Source organism: Bradyrhizobium sp. ARR65, from assembly GCF_000472385.1.
Lineage (GTDB): Bacteria > Pseudomonadota > Alphaproteobacteria > Rhizobiales > Xanthobacteraceae > Bradyrhizobium.
Window position 1 is genome coordinate 28,490 of record NZ_AWZU01000035.1, and the last position, 19,864, is coordinate 48,353.

22 protein-coding genes are annotated in these 19,864 nt (G+C 62.3%); 12 read left to right on the plus strand and 10 right to left on the minus strand.

All coding sequences use genetic code 11. The features are described from left to right. Position 1 precedes the first annotated feature (1 nt). Genes phnL through F758_RS0129855 form a run of 4 tightly spaced genes read left to right on the plus strand, consistent with a single transcriptional unit; the run spans position 2 to position 3,088 of the window. Positions 2-700 (plus strand): phosphonate C-P lyase system protein PhnL, encoded by a 699-nt coding sequence (gene phnL / locus F758_RS0129840; protein WP_024511334.1) that lies wholly within the window; start codon positions 2-4, stop codon positions 698-700. Positions 701-708: 8 nt separating this feature from the next. Then, positions 709-1,863: an alpha-D-ribose 1-methylphosphonate 5-triphosphate diphosphatase gene (locus F758_RS0129845; protein WP_024511335.1), complete on the plus strand. Its 1,155-nt coding sequence runs from the start codon at positions 709-711 to the stop codon at positions 1,861-1,863. Then, entirely contained in the window at positions 1,860-2,453 is a 594-nt protein-coding gene (gene phnN / locus F758_RS0129850) for a phosphonate metabolism protein/1,5-bisphosphokinase (PRPP-forming) PhnN (protein ID WP_024511336.1), read from the plus strand. Before F758_RS0129845 ends, phnN begins: the two co-directional genes overlap by 4 nt. Positions 2,454-2,476: 23 nt before the next feature. After that, positions 2,477-3,088 carry a pyridoxamine 5'-phosphate oxidase family protein gene (locus F758_RS0129855; RefSeq protein ID WP_024511337.1) on the plus strand — a complete coding sequence of 204 codons (612 nt, stop codon included), beginning with the start codon at positions 2,477-2,479 and terminating at the stop codon, positions 3,086-3,088. Positions 3,089-3,184: 96 nt separating this feature from the next. Here the strand turns inward: F758_RS0129855 and F758_RS0129860 are convergent, their stop codons facing one another. Further along, complete coding sequence (locus tag F758_RS0129860) at positions 3,185-3,406, minus strand: hypothetical protein (protein ID WP_024511338.1); 222 nt, start codon at positions 3,404-3,406, stop codon at positions 3,185-3,187. 1,226 nt (positions 3,407-4,632) lie between these two features. Continuing rightward, complete coding sequence (locus tag F758_RS48235; protein ID WP_084305731.1) at positions 4,633-4,956, minus strand: DMT family transporter; 324 nt, start codon at positions 4,954-4,956, stop codon at positions 4,633-4,635. Between the two features lie 200 nt (positions 4,957-5,156). On the opposite strand from F758_RS48235, the gene F758_RS0129870 reads away from it, so the two are divergent. Both F758_RS0129870 and F758_RS0129875 read left to right on the plus strand, forming a co-directional pair. Beyond that, positions 5,157-6,362 (plus strand): BtaA family protein, encoded by a 1,206-nt coding sequence (locus F758_RS0129870; RefSeq protein ID WP_024511340.1) that lies wholly within the window; start codon positions 5,157-5,159, stop codon positions 6,360-6,362. Positions 6,363-6,534: 172 nt separating this feature from the next. Next, on the plus strand, positions 6,535-6,723 hold the full coding sequence (locus tag F758_RS0129875; protein WP_024511341.1) for a hypothetical protein: 189 nt from the start codon (positions 6,535-6,537) through the stop codon (positions 6,721-6,723). Between the two features lie 115 nt (positions 6,724-6,838). On the opposite strand, the gene F758_RS0129880 is transcribed toward F758_RS0129875, so the two are convergent. The 3 genes from F758_RS0129880 to F758_RS49905 all read right to left on the minus strand — a co-directional run bounded on the left by F758_RS0129880 (position 6,839) and on the right by F758_RS49905 (position 7,757). Next, positions 6,839-7,033, minus strand: coding sequence for a hypothetical protein (locus tag F758_RS0129880; RefSeq protein ID WP_024511342.1), 195 nt, complete (start codon positions 7,031-7,033; stop codon positions 6,839-6,841). A gap of 259 nt (positions 7,034-7,292) precedes the next feature. Further along, positions 7,293-7,544, minus strand: coding sequence for a hypothetical protein (locus tag F758_RS0129885; protein WP_245286620.1), 252 nt, complete (start codon positions 7,542-7,544; stop codon positions 7,293-7,295). A 39-nt stretch (positions 7,545-7,583) separates the two neighbouring features. Then, complete coding sequence (locus F758_RS49905; RefSeq protein ID WP_157450202.1) at positions 7,584-7,757, minus strand: peptide ABC transporter permease; 174 nt, start codon at positions 7,755-7,757, stop codon at positions 7,584-7,586. 174 nt (positions 7,758-7,931) lie between these two features. Here F758_RS49905 and F758_RS0129895 point away from each other — a divergent pair, with 174 nt between their 5' ends. The 4 genes from F758_RS0129895 (at position 7,932) to F758_RS0129910 (ending at position 13,049) form a co-directional block, all read left to right on the plus strand. Then, on the plus strand, positions 7,932-9,287 hold the full coding sequence (locus F758_RS0129895; protein WP_024511344.1) for a cytochrome c: 1,356 nt from the start codon (positions 7,932-7,934) through the stop codon (positions 9,285-9,287). Then, a complete protein-coding gene (locus F758_RS0129900; RefSeq protein WP_024511345.1) occupies positions 9,284-9,781 on the plus strand; it encodes a (2Fe-2S)-binding protein in 498 nt (165 codons plus the stop codon). Before F758_RS0129895 ends, F758_RS0129900 begins: the two co-directional genes overlap by 4 nt. After that, positions 9,778-12,012: a xanthine dehydrogenase family protein molybdopterin-binding subunit gene (locus tag F758_RS0129905; RefSeq protein ID WP_024511346.1), complete on the plus strand. Its 2,235-nt coding sequence runs from the start codon at positions 9,778-9,780 to the stop codon at positions 12,010-12,012. The genes F758_RS0129900 and F758_RS0129905 overlap by 4 nt, the downstream gene beginning before the upstream one ends. Before the next feature lie 62 nt (positions 12,013-12,074). Next, positions 12,075-13,049, plus strand: a complete 975-nt coding sequence (locus F758_RS0129910) for a quinone oxidoreductase family protein (protein ID WP_024511347.1) — start codon at positions 12,075-12,077, stop codon at positions 13,047-13,049. 5 nt (positions 13,050-13,054) lie between these two features. On the opposite strand, the gene F758_RS0129915 is transcribed toward F758_RS0129910, so the two are convergent. From F758_RS0129915 to F758_RS0129925, 3 genes are all read right to left on the minus strand, one after another. Further along, complete coding sequence (locus F758_RS0129915) at positions 13,055-14,392, minus strand: MFS transporter (protein ID WP_024511348.1); 1,338 nt, start codon at positions 14,390-14,392, stop codon at positions 13,055-13,057. A gap of 134 nt (positions 14,393-14,526) precedes the next feature. Then, on the minus strand, positions 14,527-14,802 hold the full coding sequence (locus tag F758_RS0129920) for a hypothetical protein (RefSeq protein WP_024511349.1): 276 nt from the start codon (positions 14,800-14,802) through the stop codon (positions 14,527-14,529). Between the two features lie 164 nt (positions 14,803-14,966). After that, the gene (locus F758_RS0129925) at positions 14,967-15,605 is read right to left on the minus strand and encodes a S24 family peptidase (protein ID WP_024511350.1); all 639 of its coding nucleotides are present in this window, start codon (positions 15,603-15,605) and stop codon (positions 14,967-14,969) included. A 145-nt stretch (positions 15,606-15,750) separates the two neighbouring features. Between F758_RS0129925 and F758_RS0129930 the strand changes: the two genes are divergently transcribed. Together F758_RS0129930 and F758_RS0129935 are read left to right on the plus strand one after the other, a co-directional pair. Continuing rightward, on the plus strand, positions 15,751-16,281 hold the full coding sequence (locus F758_RS0129930; RefSeq protein ID WP_024511351.1) for a GcrA family cell cycle regulator: 531 nt from the start codon (positions 15,751-15,753) through the stop codon (positions 16,279-16,281). A 50-nt stretch (positions 16,282-16,331) separates the two neighbouring features. Next, on the plus strand, positions 16,332-16,946 hold the full coding sequence (locus F758_RS0129935; protein ID WP_024511352.1) for a hypothetical protein: 615 nt from the start codon (positions 16,332-16,334) through the stop codon (positions 16,944-16,946). Positions 16,947-16,996: 50 nt separating this feature from the next. Here the strand turns inward: F758_RS0129935 and F758_RS53400 are convergent, their stop codons facing one another. Beyond that, a complete protein-coding gene (locus F758_RS53400; protein WP_502689188.1) occupies positions 16,997-17,542 on the minus strand; it encodes an SPW repeat protein in 546 nt (181 codons plus the stop codon). Beyond that, on the minus strand, positions 17,496-19,856 hold the full coding sequence (bamA, locus tag F758_RS0129945; protein ID WP_502689189.1) for an outer membrane protein assembly factor BamA: 2,361 nt from the start codon (positions 19,854-19,856) through the stop codon (positions 17,496-17,498). The genes F758_RS53400 and bamA overlap by 47 nt, the downstream gene beginning before the upstream one ends. Positions 19,857-19,864 lie beyond the last annotated feature (8 nt).

Sequence of the window (19,864 nt, forward strand, 5' to 3'; positions counted from 1 at the left end):
GATGACTGCGATGATCGAGATCACGAACGCGGAAAAGACCTTCATCATGCATCTGCAGGGTGGGGTGAGATTGCCCGTGGTGCGTGGTGTGTCCTTTGACGTCAATGCAGGCGAATGCGTTGTGCTGGCGGGACCGTCAGGCGCGGGCAAGTCCTCGATCCTGAAGATGATCTTTGGCAACTACCGCTGCGACGACGGACGGATCGGAATCCGGCATGAAGATGCGTGGATCGATCTCGCCAAAGCGGAGCCGCGCGAAGTCCTGAGTGTACGCCGCTCGACCATCGGCTATGTCAGCCAGTTCCTGCGTGCGGTGCCGCGAGTGCCAACCACCGACGTCGTTGCCGAGCCGCTGATCGCGACGGGCGTACCGCGCGAAGAGGCGTACGCACAGGCCGCGCGCCTCCTGCGCCGCCTCAACATCTCCGAACGGCTTTGGTCGTTGCCGCCATCGACTTTCTCCGGGGGCGAGCAGCAGCGCGTCAATATTGCGCGAGGGTTCATCTCGGACCACCCGATCTTGCTGTTGGATGAACCCACGGCATCGCTCGACGCGGCCAATCGGGAGATCGTCGTCAGCCTGATCAACGAGAAAAAGCGGGCCGGTGTCGCCATGGCCGCGATCGTGCATGACGATGAGGTGCGTCGTGCCATTGCCGATCGTATCGTCGATGTCACCAGCTTCGCCGCCGCCGCATGAGGAAAGGAATGATGGCGAGTTCCGATACCGTCATTGGCAATGCCAGAATTGTCCTGGCGGAAGATGTAATCGAGCAGGGCTGGATCGCCGTTGCGGACGGCCGCATCGCCGAAGTCGGTGAAGGCCGGCCTCCCGACCGCAGCCAGGACGCCGGCGGCGACCTGATCATGCCCGGCTTGATCGAACTGCACACCGATCATCTTGAAGCACACTACATACCAAGGCCGAAAGTGTTCTGGGACCCGACGGCGGCCGTAGTGTCCTATGACGGACAATTGGCAACGTCGGGCATCACTACCGTGCTGGATTCCTTGCGGGTGTGGCGCGAGGAAGGGGCCGGGGAGGTCGATGGCCGCGCCGGCGTTCTTGCGGAAGCGATTGCCGCGGCGCGCGAGGCCAATCTGCTGCGCGCAGATCACTTCCTGCATCTGCGCTGCGAGATTCCGATGCCGAGCGTGGTGGAGGAGGCTAAGGAACTGGTCGGCCGTCCTGACGTCCGCTTGATGTCGCTGATGGACCATACGCCGGGCCAGCGGCAGTTTCGCGACGAAGGCAAGCTGCGTGACTATTATCGCGGCAAGGGCGGCGGCAGGACCGATGCCGAGCTCGATGTGCTGTTCGAGAAGCGCTTCGCCTATCAGAAGGCCTATGCGGCGGACAATCTGCGTGCGATCGCGGCGTTGGCGCAGCAATATGGGGTTCCACTCGCCAGCCACGACGACACCACGGAAGAGAATGTCGCAGACGCCGTGCGCCACCGGGTGTCTGTCGCGGAGTTTCCGACCACCATGGAGGCCGCGCGCGGCCTGCACCAGGTCGGCATCGCGATTCTGATGGGGGCACCGAACGTGGTGCGTGGTGGCTCGCATTCCGGCAACATCGCCGCGGTCGATCTCGCGCGAGAGGGGTTACTGAACATTCTCTCGTCCGACTACATTCCTTCCAGCCTGCTGATGGGAGCTTTGCAGTTGCCGCAGCGTGTGCCGGCGATCGATCTCGCATCCGCCGTCCGCACGGTGACCAAGGCGCCGGCGGAAGCGGTCGGTCTGTCCGATCGCGGCGAGATCGCGATCGGCAAACGGGCTGATCTCATTCGCGTCCACATGGCGCGCGATCTTCCGGTGGTGCGCTGCGTCTGGCGCGAGGGGCAGCGGGTCGCATGAGCGAGGCTCCGACGATATCGGCCGCCGCTGCCGGGGCAATCGGCCCGGGCCGGCTTATTCTGGTCGTCGGTCCGAGCGGAGCGGGCAAGGATACTTTGCTGGGTCTTGCCCGCATGGCGTGCACAGACGAGCCCGGCATCGTGTTTGCGCGCCGCGTGGTGACGCGAGAGGCCTCGGCATTCGAGGACAACGAGCAGTTGTCCGCCGATGCGTTCCGAGAGGCCTTGGCGCGTGGCGAGTTTGCGATACATTGGGAGGCGCACGGTCACAGCTATGGTCTGCCGCGGGCCATTGACGACGATATCCGCGCCGGCCGCACGGTGGTGGCCAACGTGTCCCGTACGGTGATCGAGCCGATGCGACGCGTTTATTCCAACGTCGTTGTTGTTGCGATTACCGCGCCTTCGGACGTGCTCGCCAAGCGCCTGGCGATGCGGGCGCGAACGAGCGACGGTGTGCTCGAGCACCGCCTTCAGCGCGCGCTTGCTCAGAGTGCCGAACCGGACAAAACCATCGTGAATATTGGCAGCGCGGAATTCCACGCGCGTCAATTGGTGCAGATTATCAGAGGAGTGCGGCTTGACGAATAGCCGCAGCGCGGAAGGGAATGGCAATGGCGGTGATTAAGTCGGTCGAGCAGCTCGAGGCGATCTATGGTCATCCCGGCGAGACCTCGACCGTGAAGGTCGCCGATCGGGTGACCCCGTCCTATCGCGTGTTGATCGAAAAGTCGCCATTCGCAGCGCTCGCGACCTCAGGACCCGAGGGGTTGGACTGTTCGCCACGCGGCGATGTGCCCGGCTTCGTGCGGGTACATGATGAAAAGACCCTGATGATGCCGGATCGCCGCGGCAACAACCGGATCGATTCGCTGCGCAATATTGTCCGCGATCCCAGGGTCGCGCTGCTGTTCCTGATCCCGGGCTGCGGCAACACGCTGCGTGTCAATGGGCGCGCATACGTGTCCGACGATCCGGAACTGCTGGCGTCCTTCAGGATGGAGGGCAAGGCGCCGCGCACCGTCATCGTGCTGACGGTTGAGGAGATCTACTTCCAGTGCGCCCGCGCGATCGTTCGTTCCGATCTCTGGAATCCCGACAGGCGAGTGGATCCCAAGAGTCTGCCCACGCCAGGACAAATCCTTGCCGAGATGAGCGAGAACCGGATCGGCGGCGAAGAGTATGACCGCGCCTGGCCGGAACGGGCGCGGCAGTCGATGTGGTGATATTTCGTACGATCGGAGGAGTTGATGACGGCTCTCTGAAGATCATGCTTAACGTTTGGTTAAGCATGATCGCGGTCGAAATGGTCCTGCTCTGCCTCAGGCTGCAAGGTCCAGCAATTTCGATGACCCTCTGATCAGCACCTTGCGTCCTCTCGGGGTGATCACGGGCGATTCGCCTTGGAGCGTCACGAGATCCAGCGCCGCTAGCTGCGCCAAAATGGAGCGGCTGATGACACGCCGCTGATGTGTTGGCAACCGCAGCGCCTTCAGCGTTTCCCACTGATCCGGGGTAAGATCATAGTCGAATTCTGCGTCCATGCCTGCCTCAGGGCGTCGTTGGTCTCGCGCGCCTCTTACATAGCCTGCGTGAAAAGTATGCGACTACAATGCGTCCTGATTTCGACCCACGAACAAGCTTTGTTGAAAATCGTAAACGGCACGAAATGGCGCGACAGGTTATGCGGCTGTCACATCGGCGTGGCAAATGGGCTTATTGATCGCTTCGAATCGGCGGCCGCGTCAATTTGACGCCGTGCTCGCATGGACGCACCGCCCTGAATCCCGATTGGATGCAAAACAAGCTCACGCGTGGTCGCAGGCTCAAGCGCCTTGGCGGCGCGCTCGTCAGCATTGCGATCGGCGGCCTCGCGGTGTTTGCGCTGACCCATGCGCTTCGAAACATTCGATACGAAGAAGTATTCGCCATCATTCGCGATACTGACGTCCATGTGATTGTGCTCTCGTTGATTTTGGTAACGGCCTCCTACGGCAGCATCACACTTTACGACTGGCTGGCGCTGCACACGATGGGACGCAAGGACGTGCCTTATCGTATCGCGGCACTGGCGAGCTTCACCAGCTATCCGATCGCCCATGGGCTTGGAGCCGTGGCGCTGATCTCTCCGGTGATTCGCTATCGGATCTATTCCGGCAACGGCCTTTCCGCCTTCGGAGTTGCCAATATCTGCTTTCTCACCGGGCTCACATTCTGGCTCGGCAATATGACGGCGCTGGGATTCAGCCTGCTGTACGAGCCCGCGGCGATCAGCGTCATCGATCATCTTTCGCCGATGTCCAATCGCGTACTGGCGCTGATCCTCCTGGGCGGCGTGGGCGGGTTCGTGGTCTGGAGCTGGCTGAATCCGCGCCATCTCGGAAAGAGCCGCTGGCTGGTCCGGCTTCCCTCCGGCCCGTTGGTGCTGCTGCAGATCGTGGTCGGATTGCTGGATCTCACAACGGCAGCGGTGGCGATGTATGTGCTGATACCTGAGGGGCTCGATCTCGGGCTGTTTCGGCTGCTCGCGGTTTTCGTTGCGGCAACCTTGCTCGGCTTCGTCAGCCATGCGCCCGCCGGATTAGGCGTGTTCGACGCGACCATTCTGATGGGGCTTGGCGGTGAAAGTCGCGAGCCGTTGCTCGCTGCGCTTTTGATGTTCCGCTTTCTTTATCACTTTATACCGCTCGTGATCGCGGTGACGCTATTCGGCGGCGTCGAGGCGTGGCGAAGCCTGCGCGCGAAGAAAGCTGTGGAACAGCAGTGGATATCAGACGGGCGAATTGAGCTTCAGCCCGACCATGCCGGCGACGATCAGTGTCAGGCAGATGAGACGAACCGGATCGGTCGGCTCGCTGTAGAGGATCATGCCGACGAGAATGCTGCCGACCGCACCGATCCCGGTCCACACCGCGTACGCCGTGCCGAACGGTAGGGAGCGCAGCGCCAGGGCCATCAACGCGAAGCTGAGCACGATCGCAACCGCCGTTGCAGCGGTCGGCCAGAACCGGGTCAGGCCATCGGAATATTTGAGCCCAAGCGCCCAGGCGACCTCGAGGAGTCCCGCGCCAAGCAGTGCGAGCCATGCGCTCATGGCTTTCTCCGCCCGGTGGCGGCTGTGAACACGGCATCCTTCATGGGCAGCATAGTCTCGATCGGAAGGCGTCCATCTCCTCATTGCGTTGTTCGCGCGACAGGGATGTGACAGCGCCGTTCACAACGGCGCCTTGCCTCTTGTCGCAAAACTGCAGCGCAGGCGCTGTAGCGTCATCGAATCGCTGACTCGAGGCTCGGATGAATACGCGGCTGATCGCGGACGCGGCGCGGAACAGCAGCGCGCATAATGGAACGACCGTTTGGGACAGAGCTTTTGCGTTCTGGCTCCGTCGTCTAGTGTACACCCAGAGCTGGGAGGATCCCGAGGCCGATCTCGCAGCCTTGCAGTTGCCGTTGGGATCGACCATCGTCACCATCTCGTCAGGCGGCTGCAACGCGCTGTCCTATCTGACCGCGCAGCCGGCCCAGGTTTATGCCGTTGACCTTAACGAAGCCCATCTGGCACTGCTCAAGCTCAAACTTGCGGGCATCCGCGCCTTCTCCAGCTATTCGGAATTCTGGCAGTTCTTTGGTGAAGCGGCATCGCCGGCCAACGCGCAACTCTATCGGAAGCGCCTGCGGCCGGTGCTCGATGATGCGGCGCGCGCCTATTGGGACAAGCGCAACATCATCGGCCGGCCGCGTTATGCCTATTTTACCAATGGATTTTACCGGCATGGCATGCTCGGCCGCTTCATCGGGCTCGCCCATGTTGTGGCGAAGCTCGCGCGGATCGATCTGGACGCGTTGTTGACCAAAGATATCGATTCATCGGAGCGGATCGAGGCGCTCGCGCGGCTCGATCGCCTTTTCCATTCGCAAGCAGTGCGTCTGTTGACGAGAACGCCGGCGCTCTTGTTCGGCCTTGGCATTCCGCCCCAGCAGCGGGCCTGGCTCGGAGGCAGCGCGCCGCTCAACGAGGTGCTGTATCACCGGCTGTTGCGCCTGATTACCGGGCAGCCCACCGACGACAATTATTTTGCCTGGCAGGCCCTGCGTCGCCGCTATCCGGGCCCGGGCGATCGTTGCCTGCCGCTCTACCTGCAGAGGCGGCAGTTTGGGCGGATGCGCAATGGTGCAGGCGTCATCATTCCGGTTCATGCTGGTCTTCGGCAGTTCCTGAAAACTCTTCCCGCGCGGGAAGTCGATGCGGTGGTGCTGCTCGATTCGCAGGATTGGATGAGCGCGGACGAGATCCGAGCGCTGTGGGACACTATCGACCGTGCCGGCAGTGACGACGTCCGCGTTATCTTCCGCACGGCAAGCACGAAGTCGCCGCTAGAAGGCAAAACCTTGGCGTCCTTGCGCGAGCTCTGGCGACGTGACGAAGAGCGCAGCGAGATCGGCTATGAATTGGATCGGTCGGGGATCTACGGCGCGTTTCATTGTTACGTGCGGCGCTGATTGCGGGCCGCACCGCAACGCGCTTTGTCTTAGACCCTCCTCAAGCTGCTGCGCTGCGAGGGGTGCGGGTGCTGGGGTGCTATGGGATTCCGCATTGCACGCGGGGGACACCGCCGTCCCGCTCTGCTAAAGTTGTCTCTGCGGACAGGCTTCACACGACGGAGTGGGAGGCATGAACAGGCTCGCGGAGATGCGCAGTCAAGAATATATCTGCCGAGAGCGCGCGGCGCTGGATTCCGCGCGCCGATCCTTCTGGCTGGCCCAGGCGGAAGAATGGGAGCAGCGTGCGCTTGCCGAGATCGCGTATCATTTCCGAGAGTGCAATCTCGGCGCCGTGGAAGAGCCGTCGCCTGCGCGCTAGGGCATGAGCACGACGAGGCTCCTCCGGTTTATGGGCTTCGTCGAGCGTAACTCACCGACAGACGTTTGACTCGATGCGAGCTCCCGCGCAGCGAGGGCTGTAACGCGCGACGCGCTCAATGCGCCAATTGAAGGCGCCTGACGGTCTGGCGCACTTCGGCGCCGCAATCAGCGCATTCGTAGACGAGATCGATCTTCTCTTTGCTCCAATGTGGCTCGACCTCACGGACGTACATGGGCAACGGCCCGACGCAGTCAGGGCAAAGGACAGGAGCCATCTCGATGTCGTGACAATGAATGTAGGCTGGCATTTCGGCTCTCCCTCGCAAGCGAAAGCGTGGCGAACCCCAGCCCGGGCGAAATCTAGCTGCGGTGGTCGCATACGCCTCATCAACTCTTTCGAACAGAGCCGGAACGGAGCGACATTGTCGCTGGCTGTGATATTCTTGTAACAGACGTTCTAACGTCGCCACAAACCGCTAAAATTGAAGGCGAAATCGAGGCATCGTGGGGCACGAAATGAATGCGGCTGAAGGCCTTCGCCGACGAGCCGCGCTTTGAGGTCGGAGTTTATTGATCTGCAGAGCCCTCGTGCTTGTCCATCTGGGTCAGCACAAAGCCAGTCAAGGTTGCACCAACGGCGAACACCAGCGTGAATGTGCCCGCAAAAACGACGGCGGTCCATTGTGGATCGACGCTGTGGGCGATCAGCGGCTTGAGGCCGAACCCTTCGAAGAACATCAAGGCCAACGCAAAGCCCAACCCGAGCGCAGCGCCCATCGCGGCATGGCCGGCCATTTCCAGCAGAGCGGAAGCGTTCATCGATGCTGATCGTTTGCGGCTGCGCATCTGCGTCGTTCCTCAGCGAAAGAAGCTGAGCACGAGGACAAGCACCACCGCCCCGGCGAGGCCGGCGATAAAGATCCAACGCCGGGTCGGCGTATTCAGGATGATCTCGCCGCCACGCGCTTTCTCGGCCGGATAGACGTCCTGTTTCGGCGGCGGTGCGGATTCGGCCGGGCTTTCTCTGACCATTGTGCCGTCTCTCGGCTACGTACTCGAAGGAACGCCAGAGGCCAATGCGGGTTCCTCTGATGCGAGGGAGGATCAGCGAGCCGGCAAAAATCAACAGGCGGTGAGCGGGGCAGGCGCTCGTCGGCAAGCGGTGGGTGGTTGTGCTAGGAACCTTGAAAAAGCCCGCTGGGACAAATGAGAACATCAGGCATCATTGGGGGCCTTATCGCGGCGCTGGTTATTGGCGGTGCAGCATTCGCTTTTGCGATCGTGTGGCGACCGGCGCTTGCTACGATCGACCCAGCGGCACGCCAGTCCTTCGATCCGGAGATGGTCAAGCGTGGCCGCGAGCTCGCGGCGCTCGGCAATTGCAATGATTGTCACACCCTCCGCGGTGCTAAGGATTTTGCCGGCGGTCTTCCGGTGCCGACGCCGTTCGGCACGATCTTTTCGACCAACATCACTCCCGATCCGGAGACCGGGATTGGCCGCTGGTCGGAGGAGGCATTCCGCCGTGCCATGCGCACAGGCGTCGATCGCGAGGGGCATCATCTTTATCCGACCTTTCCCTATGATCACTTCACCAACGTTACCGACGACGACGACCGCGCGCTCTACGCTTTTCTGATGACGCGCGAGCCGGTGGTCGCGCCGGCGCGGGCCAATGAGCTGCCATTTCCGCTCAATCAGCGCGTGGTCGTGGCAGGGTGGAAGCTTCTCTTCCTGCGCCCAGAGACCTATCAGCCGGACAGCACCAAGAGCGTGGAGTGGAATCGCGGCGCCTATCTGGTCGAGGGGCTCGCGCATTGCGGCGCCTGTCACACGCCGCGCAATGCCCTCGGCGCCGAACGCGCCAGCGCGTCGTTCGCCGGCGGCGAGTCGGACTATTGGAGCGCGTATGCCATCAACGCGCAATCTCCGGCGCCGGTGCCGTGGGATGCCGAGGCGCTCTATTTCTATTTGCGCAACGGCTGGCACCCCGACCACGGCACTGCGCGCGGGCCGATGGCGCAGGTTGTGAGTAATCTGTCATCCGTGCCGGCCAGCGACGTCCACGCGATCGCGACCTACATGGCCGGGGTGTTCGGCCCGCCGGCGCCGGAGCGCAATCGCGAAGCCGTGGTTGCCCGTGCCAAGCCGGATGAAGGCAAGACTTCGCAGGCCCATCCTGAAGGCGCGGCGATCTACGCCGCGGCTTGCGCATCGTGTCACGAAAGCGGAAGGCAGCCGCCCTATGGCGGGGTCAATCTTGCGCTGAGCACGGCGGTCAATGCGCCCGATCCACGCAATCTCGCCAATATCGTGCTGGCAGGGGTGCGGCCTGTCGAAGGCGAACGCAGCCCGATCATGCCGGGCTTTGCCGCGAGCATGAATGACACGCAGGTGGCAGCGTTGCTGAACTATCTACGGTCGCGCTTCACCAGTCAGCCGCCCTGGCACGACCTCGAGAAGACCATTGAAGAGGCCAGGCGAACGCAGACCGCCTTTCTCCAGACATCGGCTGGCGCGCGCAGCGCACCTGCCGATCCGGCGCAGCGAGACAAGCCATGATGACATTGAAGGTCAATGGTCAGGATCACCAGATCGATGCCGATCCCGATACGCCACTGCTTTATGTGCTTCGGGATGACTTGAAGCTCAATGCCGCCAAGTTCGGCTGCGGACTCGGGCAGTGTGGAGCCTGTACCGTGATCGTCGATGGCAAGGCAGTGTTTTCTTGCGTCACGCCGCTGGTGCTGTTGGAAGGAAAGCAGGTGACCACCCTGGAAGGGCTCGGCAGCGTTGCGGCGCCGGCGCCGATCCAGCGCGCGTTCATGGAAGAGCAGGCGGCGCAATGCGGCTATTGCATTGCCGGCATGATGATGCGGGCGCAAGCGCTGTTGCAGCGGAATTCCAAGCCAACGGACGACGAGGTCCGGGCCGAACTCGCACCGCATCTGTGCCGCTGCGGCACGCATATGCGAATCCTGCGCGCGGTGCATCGCGCCGCCCGTCTGATGGATACGGCCGAATTGACTCCTGAGAGAAAAGGGAGCGCGCAATGAACAGTCCGGTCATGCTCGATCGTCGCAGCGTGCTCGTCGGCGCCGGCGCCTTGATCGTCAGTTTCTCGCTGACCCCAGGCTTTGCTCAGCATCAGGACGTTCCGTCCCCGACGCCCCCAGCCAGTCCGCCCGGCAGTCTGAAGATCTCGCCTTATCTGGATTCCTGGATTCGGATCGACGCCGACGATTCGGTCACCGTATTCACCGGCAAGGCCGAACTGGGACAAGGCTTCAAAACGGCGTTCCAGCAGATCGCCGCCGAAGAGCTTGACGTTCCCTTCGCTTCGCTGGCCGTCGTTACGGCCGACACCGGCCGGACCGCCAACGAAGGCTACACGGCCGGGAGCCATTCCATGCAGGACAGCGGCACGGCGATTCAAAATGCCGCCGCGCAGGCGCGCGCGCTCCTGGTCGGCGAAGCAGCAAAACGGTTCGATCTGCCGGCGGAAAGTCTCCGCACTGAAAACGGCGCGGTGATCGCGCCGGACGGACGGCGGCTCGGCTATGGCGAACTTGTTGTCAGTGATCTGCTGCATGTACAGGCGCAGCCGAAATCGCAGCTCAAGGACCCCGCAACCTTCAAGGTGATGGGCCAATCGATCCCGCGCGTCGATATCCCGGGCAAAGTGACGGGCGGGGAGGCTTATGTGCAGGACATGCGGCTACCCGGCATGGTGCATGCGCGGGTGGTGCGGCCGCCGAGCTACGGCGCGCAGCTTATCGATTGCGACACCTCCGCCGTCGAAAAAATGCCGGGCGTGGTCAAAGTCGTGCGCGACGGCAATTTCCTCGCGGTGGTCGCGGCCAAGGAGTTTCAGTCAATCAAGGCCATGAATGCACTTTCGGCTGCGGCGAAATGGCAGGAGAACGTGCGCCTGCCGAAACAAGATGATCTTGCCTCCGTTGTGACTTCATTGCCGTCGCAGGACTCGGTCATTTTTCAGCGCAGCGATCCGTCGGCCGTGGCCCAGAAGACGCTGGAAGCCACGTACACGCGTCCCTATCAATCGCACGGTTCGATCGGCCCCTCCTGCGCAGTCGCGCATCTGGCCGACGGCAAGATGACGGTGTGGACGCATACGCAAGGCGTCTATCCCGATCGCCAGGCGATTGCCCAAATGCTGCGGATGCCGCAGGACGCCATGCGCCTCATTCACACTGAGGGCTCAGGGTGTTACGGCCACAATGGCGCCGACGACGCCGCGGCGGATGCCGCGCTGATCGCGCGTGCAATGCCGGGCACGCCGGTCCGGGTGCAATGGATGCGCGAGCAGGAGCACGCGTGGGAGCCGTATGGCCCGGCCATGGTGACCAAGCTGAAGGCCTCGCTCGAGGCTGGCGGCAAGATCGCCGACTGGAATTTTGAGGTCTGGAGCAATACGCATTCGATGCGCCCGGGCGGCGCCGGCTGCCTTTTGGCCGCGCAGCACATGGCGCAAGCCTTTGCGGTGCCGCCGGCCAAGCCGCTTCCGCTGCCGGAGGGGGGCGGCGATCGCAACGCGATTCCCCTCTATACGTTCCCCAATGCGCATATCGTGCACCACTTCATCCCGGACATGCCGTTGCGGATTTCCGCGATGCGCTCGCTTGGCGCCTATCACAACGTGTTCTCGATCGAGAGTTTCATGGACGAACTCGCGGGTCTTGCCGGTGCCGATCCGGTCGAGTTCAGGCTGAAACATCTCGATGATCAGCGCGGCCGTGACGTCATCGCGAAAGCCGCGGAAGGCTTTGGGTGGCGCGCCGGCGAAAGGCCGCCGCCGGGGCGCGGCTTCGGCTTTGCCTTCGCCCGCTACAAGAATCTTGCGGCGTATTGCGCGGTTGCCAGCGAAGTCGAGATCAACCGGGAAACCGGCCGTGCCCGCCTGGTGCGCGCGGTCGCCGCGGTCGATAGTGGTCAGGTGGTGAATCCGGATGGGCTGACCAATCAGGTCGAGGGCGCGATCGTGCAATCGATGAGCTGGACGCTTTACGAGAGCGTGAGCTTCGACGATAAGCGGATCACCAGCATCGACTGGCAGACTTATCCGATCCTGCGCTTTGATGCGGTGCCCGATCGTATCGACGTGCACATCATCAATCGGCCGGGCCAGCCATTCCTCGGCAGCGGGGAGACGGGGCAGGGGCCCGCGGCCGCCTCGCTCGCCAATGCGATTGCGCATGCGACAGGCAAGCGGCTGCGCGACTTGCCTCTGACGCGAAAGCGGATCAAGGATGCCATCGATGCGTGATGCTGCGGCGCTTGCGAGCACCAGCAGCGATAGTTCTGTCAACGATTTAAGGGAGTAACGCCATGGTTCATGCCATCCGCTTTCACAAGACCGGCGGGCCGGAGGTTCTGGTCTGGGAGGAGGTCAATCTTGCCAAGCCGGGTCCGGGCGAGGCGCGCGTTCGCCACACCGCGGTCGGGCTGAACTTCGTCGATATCTACAACCGCTCGGGACTTTATCCCGCGCAATTGCCGAGCGGCCTTGGCGGGGAGGCGGCGGGCGTGGTCGAGGAAGTGGGCCCTGGCGTCACCGATCTGAAGCCCGGCGACCGCATCGCCTATGGCGCGGCCCCGCTCGGCGCCTATGCCGAAGCGCGGCTGATTCCCGCCGATCGCCTGCTCAAATTGCCCGATAGCATCGACGACAAGACCGCGGCGGCCATGATGCTGAAGGGCCTGACGACGCAATATCTGATCCGCCAGACCTATCGCGTCAAAGCGGGCGATACGATCCTGCTGCACGCCGCCGCCGGCGGTGTCGGGCTCATCCTGTCGCAGTGGGCGAAGCACCTCGGCGCGACCGTGATCGGCACCGTGGGCAACGAGGAGAAGGCAAAGCTTGCAAAGGAGCACGGCTGCGCCCACACCATTATCTATACGCGCGAGGATTTCGTGAAGCGCGTCGACGAGATCACGGACGGCAAGAAGGTGCCGGTGGTCTATGACTCCGTCGGCAAGGACACGTTTCTGAAATCGCTCGATTGTCTCGCGCCGCTTGGCTTTGCCGTGTTGTTCGGCCAATCCTCAGGTAACGTCGAGCCGCTCAACCTTGGTCTTTTGGCGCAGAAGGGATCGCTCTACGTGACCCGGCCGACGCTCAATACCTACGGCGCAAAGCGTGAAAACCTGGTGGCCATGGCCAAGGAACTGTTCGACGTGGTTCAGTCCGGCGCCGTCAAAATCGAGGTGCACCAGACCTATCCACTGAAGGATGCGGCGAAGGCGCATGCTGATCTTGCGGCGCGCAAAACCACGGGATCCACGGTTTTCCTCGTCTGAGCCGCTTATTCGGGCAGGGGCCTAGGCACGCGTTCCAGGGCTTCGTCGTGGCTCAATGTCAGCACGATCCCCGTGGCGATGATGCCGAGCCCCGCCAGCAGCAGTAAGCCGCCGGTGTAGCTGCCGGTGTGATCCCTGATCCAGCCCATCGCGAAGGGGCCGGCAAAGCCCGCGAGATTGCCGATCGAATTGACCACGGCAATCCCCGCGGCCGCCGCTGCGCCGGACAGAAAAGCGGTGGGCAGGGTCCAGAACACCGGCAGGCACGCGAAAATGCCGAAGCCGGCGATGCTGAACGCGACCATCTTGAGCGTCGGATCATCGAGCACGGTGGATATCGCAATCCCGGCTGCGGCAACGAACAGGGGAACGGCGGTGTGGAAGCGCCGCTCTCCTACGTGATCGGAGCGGCGGCCCCACCAGATCATGCCGAGGACGCCGACAAGATAGGGCGCGGCCGATACCAGGGTCGTCAGGAATGTGTTGAGGCCGAACGCCTTGACGATCTGCGGCAGGAAAAAGCTCAAGCCGTAATTGGTCGCGACCGCGCCGAAATAAACCAGGCTCAAGCCGATGACTTTCGGATTGAACAGCGCCTCCATCACCGTGTATTGGCGCACCGCGTCGCGCTGACGCCGCTCCGCGAGCAGTTTCTCGGCCAGCCAACTCCGCTCATCGCTGGTGAGCCAGGTGGCTTCCGTCGGCCGGTCGGTGAGGTAGAAAAAGACGACGCCGGCAAGAATGATTGCGGGGACGGCTTCGATGATGAACAGCCATTGCCAGCCGGCCAAGCCCAGCCCGCCGTGCAGGTAGAGCAGCAAGCCCGAGATGGGCGCACCGATCACGGTGGAGAGCGGGATGGCAGCCATGAAATAGCCGACGATGCGCGCGCGATATTCGGTCGGGAACCACAGCGTCAGATAGAAGATGATGCCGGGGAAGAAGCCGGCTTCCGCCGCGCCCAGCAGGACGCGCAGCAGATAGAAGGTGGTTTCGTTGCCGAGCCCGGTCGCGCGGGCAATGTTCGGAATGAACGCCATCAGGCCCGAGAGAATGCCCCAACTCAGCATGATGCGCGCGATCCATTTGCGCGCGCCGAAGCGCTCGAGCAGCAGGTTGGACGGCACCTCGAAAATGAAGTAGGCGATAAAGAAGATTCCGGCGCCAAATCCGAACGCGGTCTGCGATAGGCCGAGGTCCTGGTTCATCGTGAGGGCGGCAAAGCCCACATTGACGCGGTCGAGATAGGCGACGAAATAACAGACGATCAGGAACGGAACGAGCCGTTTCGTAACCTTGGCGAGCGCAGTGGTTGCGAATGTGGTGGTTTCTTGGGCGTGCATTTGATTGCAAAACACGCCTGCACAACCGGAGTTCCAATCCGAAGAGTGTTTAATGCTAAGGTGACCAATGCCGCCGCCACCGACGTCATCTTGCGGCGCAACAACGTTGTTGTGGCTGCACAGAGCAGAGGCCGTCAGACCGCCTCGTGCTTGCGCAGATCGCGCGCGTGGTCGAAGCTGCTGGCCTGCAGGTCGGCTTCCGCGCTCGCCACCTCCGGGAGCGCGGCCTCGGCGAGAATTTCCTCGGTGACGTCTTCGACCGCGCGATCTGCGATCTCGTGAATGAAGCTGATATTCTTGTATTCGCCGGAGGCGATGCGCGCGATGACCTCGCGCCTTGTGATCTCGGGGTCGACTACGGCCTCACGGCCACGACGGCCATAGTCGATCATCACGACGAAATATTGCATGCGGCTATGAGTGCCTTCTGCGGAATCAAGCTTTGCGGTCATTATTTCTGAAAATAAGAAATCGATCAAGCGGAAAATTCGGAAAGTCGGAATCTGGCCATTGCGGACTCGTTTTCGGTCGAGCCCGCCGGGCGAATCAGCCCGTCTTTTCCCCGTGGTGCAGCTTACTTCTCCGCCGCGCGCACGCTTTGCGCCTTTGTCGCCTTGCGGGTACGGGCGGCGGCACGCGAACGCATCCGCTCGATCTGCGCCCGCGGCAGGGTCACGCAAATCTCGCCGATCCATTCGAGCTTGACGCCGTTGATCGGCTTGGCATTGAAGCTCGTCAGATTGACGAGAGTGGGGGATTTGCCGCGCTCGATCGTCTTCAGGTATCGCTCGCCGGTCTTCAGGCGTACTGCGGCCTCTTCGCCGTAGAAGCTCGTCAGCGGATGGCGCTGCTCGCGATAGACCACGATGACGTCGCCGCTTTCGTATTTCGGCAGCATGGAGTCACCGGCGACCTCGAAGGCGATGGTTTCCTCCGAGATCGGGAAAGGCAGTTCCACCTCGCCCAGCCCCTCCGGCGGAACCTGCTCGTTTTCCGGCTCGATCATGGCCCCGGCGCCGATCCGGCCCATGATGGGCACCGAATTCAGCTCCAGATATTCCATAATCGGACCGATCTCGGAGGCCTTGATCAGGCGCTGACCGCCCAGGATTTCCGATACGGCGCCGGGGCGGACGCCCATGGCGCGCGCAAGCCCGCCCTTGGTCTTGCCCGGCTTCTGCAGTCCCCGCTCAATCATTGCAACGTCCAGCATGGCATGACTCCTTCCCGAATTTCCGAAAATATAGCAATTACGATTATCAGAAATCAAGCTTGACTTGTAATTCGGAATATCAGAAATTAACTTGCCTGAGCGCGATTCCACCCGGGCGGGTCGGAGCGCCAAGAAAGGCAAGAAAATGCAAGCAGACAATTGGGCGCCGGAACATTGCAAGGCGCTGCGTGACTACCTGGCTCTCGGCATGTCCTTTGCGGAGATCGCCCGCGAAATCAATGCGAAATTCGGAACGGCCTATACCCGCAACGCGACGATCGGCCGTAGCAAGCGCATGGGACTGGCCACTCCCAGGCGGCCCAAACGGGCGGCAAAGCCGGATGTCCACAAAGCGCGCAAGCCGCGCCAGCCCAAGATGACAGAGCCGCTTCAGCCTGTGGCGACGACGGCGATCGTGCAGGAGCGGACGGCGCCCGCGAAGCTTCGCTGTGTGGGCATCAGCCCGCGGCTCGTATCGCTGGTCGATCTCGAGGCGTCCGACTGCCGTTACCCCTATGGTGGCGACAAGGACAATGAGCCGATCAGCTTCTGCGGCCATCCCACGCTTGCCGGATCATGCTATTGCGCGCCGCATTTTCACCTGACGCGCGCGACCGAGGCGCAGCCCGAGCGGATCATCGGACCGGTCGTGCTGCGGCTCGTGCGGGCGGCATAACGGCTTTCGCCGGTCCCATCATCCATTCTCGGAACAAACAGGAGGCAATGGTGGCGAGAGCCAAGCGTAACAGGTCCTATCGGCTCGCGAAAATGTACGATCGACGGGCTCGCGACCTGCCGCCCAACGCGGAGGTCGCAACCGTCGAAGTGGACGATCCCTTTGCGCTGCGTCCGGGCGAGAAGATCGTCGCCTTGCGCTCGATCCGCAACGATCCGCTGGGCCGGCTGCATTCGCATCGCCAGATCGATGAGGCGCAGTATCAGGGCGGCCGCGCATTCCAGAATGATTGGGAACGAGCAGAGCGCGGGCCGCAGGCGGTCGATCCGAGTCGCGAATATGTCGATGGCGCCCAGATGCGCGAGGCGATCACGGAAAGCCAGCGCGAGGCGGTGCTGCGGCTCAACCGTTGCGAACGCGAGCTCGGCGCCGACGGCTCGGCGCTGGTCCATGATGTCCTGGTCCAGGGCATGACCATGGAGCAGGTCGGACAGCGGCGCGGTGTGAAGAGCCAGCGCTGGAACGACTATTTCGCGCGGCGCTTCAAGGAATGCCTCGACAGGCTGGCGCTGATCTACGGTTTTGCGACCGAAAAGAACAGTCGCGGTCGGCGCGTCCTTAAAAAAAGTCCAAGGGACGTCGCCAAGCGAATCCTGAACCCCTGAGCTTCGTACAGCGTTCGCCGTGCCTCGACGGTACGGCGGACGTTGCCCTGTCAATGCTGGCTCGAAGTCTGGTCCTGATGCGATTGGCTGAAGTGCGTGGCATCATAGTGCAGCCAAAGATCGAGCATTGCCAGAAAGGCCACAACGACGCCGATGCCGATGCTGAAGTGCATCGCGCGGGTGTGGGCAAATCCCAATAGCCACGGCGACGCGATCAACCAAAGGCCGAGCAGGAAGTTGGCCCATTCTTCCCAATCTTTATAGGCGATGATCGCCGCCAGCGAGACCACCGCGATAACCGCGCCGCTCGCCAACAAGTCGAACTTCCCCGGCGCATTGGTCAATCTGAAAAGCCAGGGCGAAACGATCAACACTGCCGCGAGCAGCAGATTGTACATATCCAAGACGGATTCGCGCTGCCATTTCCTCATGGACACGATCTCCTCCGTGTGTGTGGACTGAAGGAAACGAACCGTCGTCCGGCGAGTTCCCGTGAGGAACCTGCGCTCAGATAGACTTTCGTTGAGATAGGATTGGGATGCGTTGCACCTAAAAGGACGGGCCGGCGGTAAAGTTGAACGGCTGCACCACGTCATAACCGGCCTTGCTGAGCGGCGCCGCGTAGCTCGCCGTGAGCGCGCCGAAGGGCGAGGCCCAGGTCAGGCCGACACCAACCGACGAGCGGATGATATTGGCATTCGCGATCTGCGCGGTCTGGCCGGAGAAGGTGGTTGGTCCCTTGTAGCCGAAGACGCTGCCGGCATCGACAAAGGCCGAAGCTCTCAAACCGTATTCATCGGGCACGCCGGGAATGCCGCTCTGCAATTCGGCGGTGGTGGCCCAGTACATGCTGCCCCCGACATTATCCATGGTCGAGCCAGGCGTCAGGTCACGGGGACCAAAGCCATTCGGGGCAAAGCCGCGCACCATGCTGGGGCCTCCAAAAAAGCTGTTCATCAGCGGCACCTGCTGCCCGCCCCAGCCCGTGATGTAGCCGCCTTGACCGCGGACCATCGCCACGAGGTCGCTGCCAAGCGACTGGTAGTAGCGAACGTCCTCCGAGGTTCGCAGGAATTTGACGTCCCCGCCCAGTCCCGCAAGATCCTGGCGTAGCTGCGAGTTGAAGCCGCTGGTCGGCATCTTGTTATTGTCGAGCGAGTTGTAGGTCACGGTATCGCCGACCGCCGAGACGAGCTGCGGCCCGGCTGCCGCAGCCTGCCGGACAGGCAGGGACACGGTCGCGGCCGAGGTGCCCGGCGCAAGCGTGACGTTCTGGTCGTAGAGCGAATAGCGCCACAGCGCGCTGGTCTGTTCGGTGATCGGCGTGCCCAGTGAGAGGTTCATGCCGTAGGTATTGCTGCCGTAGGACTGGTAAGGGCTGGAAAAGGCCTGACGGTAGAATAGCTCGCCTCCTCCGGAGACATGATTGCCGAAGAGGTCGGGATCGGTGGCCGAGAGGTTGGCGCCTTGCGCATATTGACCGTAGCTCACTGAGGCCTGAACGATATCGCCCGTGCCATAGAAATTGCGGTCGCCGATTTTGACCTCGCCCAGCCAGCCGTCGGTCGTGGAGTAGCCGCCTGAAATGGAAAAGTCGCCTGTCGCCTGATCGTCGGCCTCGACGTCGAGCACCACACGGTCGGACGTCGAGCCCGGCCTCGTCGTGATCTTGACCGTCTTAAAGTAGTTCAGGTTCTTCAGCCGCCGCTCGGCGCGATCGATCAGGGCCCTGTTGTAGGCGTCGCCCTCGGCAATGTCGAACTCGCGCCGGATGACATAGTCACGGGTACGCGTATTGCCGTGAATTTCGATGCGCTCGATATAGGTTCGCTCTCCCTCATCGATGACGAACGCCACATCGATTTTCCGTGCTTCCGCATTCCGCATCATGCGAGGCGCCGCATGCGCGAAGGGATAGCCGAGCTTTGCCATTTCGATGGAAAGCGCCTCGCTGGTCCTATCCAGCGCGCTGCCGTCGAAGACCACGCCGCTGCGCGCTACCAAGAGGCGATTGAGCTTGTCGCTGTTCAGCCCCGGCACGTTCGAGGCGATGCTGATGTCGCCGAAATTGTAGAGCTGTCCCTCGTCGATGGTAAAGTTGACGATGAAGCCTTTGATCGTTGGATCGTATTCCGCGCGCGCATCCGTCACGCTCGCATCCGCGTAGCCGTGATTGCGGTAGTAGTTTCGCAATCGCTCGCGATCGTCATTGATGCGGTCGGGATCATACACGTCGGCGCCGGTCAAAAGCGTAATCAGAGATGATGCCGACGTGTTGATGACGGCCTTGAGCTGTCGGTCGCCGAAGGCGTGATTGCCGACGAAGATGATCCGCTTCACCGGGGTCTTCTTGCCTTCATTGATCGTGTAGACGAGATCGACCCGGTCGTTGCCGCGGTCGATGACCTCCGGTACGACCGTGACATCATCGCGTCCTTTGTGCCGGTAGGCATCCAGGATCCGTCCGACATCCGCCTGCACCATCGCCCGCTGCAGTGAGCCGCGTGCTTTGGATTGGACGAGCCCAGAGAGGTCCTCGTCCTTGATCTTCTTGTTGCCCTCGAACGCGACACGTTCGAGTACCTTCGCTTCGGTGAGATGGACGACCAGCCGGTTGCCCGCGCGTTCGATCCTCACGTCGTCGAAGAGGCCGGTTGCGATCAGCGCCTTCAGCGCCGCGTCGCGCGCCATCTCATCGTACCGCCCTTCGGCGTTGGGGTGGAAATAGGAGCGGACGGTATCCGCGTCGATCCGGCGATTGCCTTCGACGGTAATAACGTCAGGCGCAGCACTGCTGCTCTCGGCCGAGGCGGCCGGCAAAACGCTCGCGGCCAGCGCTGCGCCAATAGCCGCTGCCGCGGCCAGCGAAGAGCGATATCGCCGGCCGGCAGCTTTACCTCTACTCGTCACGTCCCGCC